Genomic DNA, 3345 nt, shown 5'->3' with positions numbered 1-3345 from the left:
GCCATATCCCCCGCCATAGCTCCCCCGACTACCATTACCTACGCGGTTCATATTGCCGGGGGAGCTGCGATCGGCTACACCGCCCCGGTCCCCCACTGACGCACGATTGCCTGCGCCGCCCCTGTCGGCGCCCGTGGCCATGCGGTTACCTGCCTCGGCACCGCGCCCGCGATACTGGGACCGCCGGTCGGCCCCGGGCGACCCGGCGAACTTGTCGCGGGTGGCGTTATCCCGGTAGGCGACGCCCTCACGATGGCCTGCATCGTGTTGCCAGCGGCCGCCTCGCTCTCCGTTCTTGAGCTTCGAACTGTCGAAGTTACGGTCGACGTTCCTGGCCCTGTCGGAGTCGATGTTGATGTCGTCTCCGCCCCAACACGAGTTGCAGTCCGCGAAGATCGCACCGGCAGCAAGAAGGCCGACGCCAAAGGCGAGGCCCGCGCCGGGATAGTAACCGGGGTAGTAGGCGGGATACGGCGGCCAGTAGTATGGCGGATACGCCGGATAGCCCCAGCCGCCATACACGACAGCCGGGTCATAGGCTGGCACATAGATCACCTGCGGGTTAGCGGGCTCGATCTTCACGATGGTCTGCCCGCTGCCAGCAGGTGCCTGTTCGACGATCACGTTTTGCTGTTCGTTCGACTTGAGGTTGCCCGACTCCTGCGCCCGTGCCCGCAAGCGCTGCACCGCATCGAAGACGTCTTTTTGCTGCGCAAGAAAGGCGTCGCCGAGTTTCTGCGTCCAGTCGATCCTGTCGTTCATCGGCTCAAGTATCTGCGGGAACGCCACCAGCGATTTCACACTCGTATCCCACGGCTCGTTCTGTACCGCCTTCACAGCGGCGTCGCCCTTTACATTCGCATTCGCTTTCACCCAACGCGCGGCGTGCACGATCTCCAGCGGATAGGTCGAAGCCATCAATACCTGAGCCAGCAAGGAGTCCGGGTAGAGAGCAATCGGCGCGACGAGAGCATCGATCTCCTCTGGTTTGAATGGCGCAGGGCCCGATGACTCAGCGGCCGATGGGGCGGTGGCCGATAAGGGGGGAGCTGATGGCGCGGTGCTCAATGTCGGGGGGCCCGATGGCGGAAGCCCCGCCGACCCGTGATCTGCACACGCCGAAATTGTCGCCAGCAAAACCAGCCACAAGAATAAGGCTCTCACCCCTCGGGTTTTCCAGTTATTCATGGCCACTCCTTCCGGCGGTTTATTGACGCGGACCAGGAGATTTTCCTGACGGTCATAGAACCGTCCGTTGCTTTCGTGGTTCGGTGCCCGGATGGGTTCGGCCGGGTCTAGCAAGAGATTCGTGTGGAGTTCCCGCTGGCGCAGACCAGGTTCCGCACGTGCGAACCCTCCCCATTCGATAAGACAGCTGAACTTCGGGCTGGTCAATGAGACCTTGGTCCGACAGGTCAGGGACGTCGGGTTTCCAGGATGGCCTTCGATGAGTTCTGGCATCTTGAAGGCCGGCGGCGTCCAGACACTGAGCAGCGAGGTGGCGCTGATCGCAGCGGCCGCACCAGCCTCGTGGCGCCGAAAATTGGGGTTGACGAGACCATCAAGGCTACGGCTATCGAGCCGCGCTCCTGCCTCGCCGGGCGGGTTGGGCGTTCGTTGACCCGGGCGGCAGGCAGCACGATCGGCGAACATGCGTATTCGACCGCGCGCGTTGCCGGACTCTGAATGCCGGCGGGACGAATGCGTTGAGTGGGCTACGGCGCACGCCTATCGGATCACCGCTGCACCCTGAAAGCCACCGATGCGGTTGTTATGCGCTCAAGGTCCCCAAGGGGTCGAGCAGCGACATCAGCATCGCGCGGTCTTCGGCCATTATGAGTCACTTGATGGTCCGAATCCCAAGACGTTCAGGCGACGCCTGACGAACACCAAGCAGCCATACACTCAGCGAACACGAATTCTTGCCTCCGCGATTCGCGGCCCGATGGTTACACGGTGCGTGCGTTATAAGGTGACGATTTCATTGACCCGGAACGTGCGACTTCACGACGCCAAAACCCGTAGCCGGTACTGCGGAAAGCTGATCGACATCAAACGGTTGGTATGCAGAGACGCGACCATTTCGCGTGTGACTACAGCTCGTCCGAGTTCTATGTCTGCATTGGCGATGGAGTTCTGTTATGGGCTGCGGTAGGCATGGTGGCCGTCCGAAACCAACTTTTAGGCAGTCGCACCTACTGGGACCGCGATGGTCGCAGAAGGGTCGGCGACAGCCGACCACGTCGGGCAGTAAGCGGCCATGAAGCGACGCTCGACCCGCGCAACTGAACGTCCGCAGGTTTCTGCGCAAGAGTCATTCAACTGTCGCCCTCGCTCGATCACGACATACAAACGCCGGCAGCATCAGGACAATTGGAGTCCGAACCATCACCACGCGTACCTGACACCCACGTCGCCCCAGACGCCCCTTCGCTGTCCACTTGCCGAGCTGTTGACCGAGAACTGGTAGCCGAACTGGCCGTATACGCTCATGCGTGTGTCAAGCTTCGCGGTGAAGCCAGCGGCCACGTCCATGCGCGTGGCCTGCTGCGATAGCGGCACCTGATCGACGCCGGAGTACCTTGTCGTGGCCTGGGCGCCCCAGTCTCGCCAGAGATTGGCGCGCACATATGGCTGCCACACCTCGCCATTCGCGCGCTCGATGGTCCATTGCCCTCGCACGCCGAGCCGCCCGCTCACCCCTGAGGTGGAGCCCGGATCGACCGCGCCGAGCCCGTCATTGGCCTCGTTCAGCCCGACATGCTGCCAGATGATCTGCACCTGCGGCTCCAGCACGAATGCGGGATCGAGCGGCAACGCGAACGGGTAACCCGCTTCCAGCGAGGTGAGGATTCCGGAGCCCGAAACCGGCAGCCGCGCGTTCTGCGTCGTCGCATTGCCGTCATAGTAGGTGCCCTGCAGCACCGCATCGACGTACCAGCCGCCGGGACCGTAGTGCGTCCAGTAGGCGCCGCCGGAATACGCATTGAGGTTCAGTGTGCCGGTGCTGGAAGGCACGTATGCGGTTGCGGCCGGATTGGTGACGAGCCCGTTCACGTCCACATCGCTGTTGCCGTACGCGAAGTAGACGCCGGTGGCGTCATGATGGTCCGGCAGGAAGCTGCCGCGCCAGACATCCACGCCTGCCTGGAAGCCGAGCAGGTGACCGTCGGCACTTGCGTTGGTGAAGGTCTGGTAGCGGTTGTCGATCTGCTGGCCGAACAGGCGCACCCAGCCGGAACGGGTCCAGCCTGCGTCACCGGCGCCGCCCTGCGCGTTGGTCAGCGTGTCGCCGATGCGCTCATGCAGCGTGCCCAGCGTGGTGAGACCCAGTTGCCTCGCGAT

General features: G+C 63.1%; 2 protein-coding genes. Both read right to left on the bottom strand.

Annotated elements, in window-relative coordinates; all coding sequences use genetic code 11:
• A partial coding sequence (locus tag M3I54_RS43705) for a DUF3300 domain-containing protein (RefSeq protein WP_254346613.1) occupies positions 1–1188 on the bottom strand: 1188 nt, incomplete at its 3' end.
• A 1200-nt stretch (positions 1189–2388) separates the two neighbouring features.
• Positions 2389–3345, bottom strand: a 957-nt coding sequence (locus M3I54_RS43700) for an autotransporter domain-containing protein (RefSeq protein WP_254346612.1), incomplete at its 5' end; no start/stop codon positions are given.

Source organism: Paraburkholderia sp. CNPSo 3274 (assembly GCF_024206475.1).
Classification (GTDB): domain Bacteria; phylum Pseudomonadota; class Gammaproteobacteria; order Burkholderiales; family Burkholderiaceae; genus Paraburkholderia.
Note: the sequence above shows the minus strand (reverse complement) of the source record. Positions and strands in the feature narration are given on the sequence as shown.